Annotated in this window: 1 pseudogene; it reads left to right on the forward strand. The window is 66.2% G+C overall.

The window, feature by feature from the left end:
• Nucleotides 1-458, forward strand: a pseudogene (locus EN845_RS33895) (hypothetical protein); the annotation flags it as partial.

Here is a 458-nt window from a genome sequence, read left to right on the forward strand (position 1 = left end):
CTTGCGGGCAGCGCGGCACTCGCTGCCTCGCCGGAGGACGACTATATCGCCGCGCGCGACAAGGCGATTGCCGACATCGCAGCACAGGAAAGCGCGAACGCTGCCGTGGAAACGCTCGATGCCCAGAATACGAAGGCGATGGCCGATCTCCAGACGCGTCTTTCGGCCCTGCTCGGCCCGCTGGCGGTAAAGGATTTTCCGGCAGCCGGCACGATCAATCTGCAGAGCCTCAGCGACTCCGATATCGGTTTCGGCATGCTCGACGGGCTGAGATACACTGCCAGCGACGACGGCCCGAACCTTGTTGCGACGACGCGCGGGCTTGCCGAGCGGTGGCTCAAGTCCAGGGCCGACGAGACCGATGAGAACCTCAGGCTGCCGGCCGGCATCGACGCGGCGCTGAAGCTCGACGCCTTCTACACCCAGGCCATCGGCGCCGACGCCGCCTTCGTCAGCAC

Origin of the sequence: Mesorhizobium sp. M8A.F.Ca.ET.202.01.1.1 (assembly GCF_004791595.1) — a bacterium.
Classification (GTDB): domain Bacteria; phylum Pseudomonadota; class Alphaproteobacteria; order Rhizobiales; family Rhizobiaceae; genus Mesorhizobium.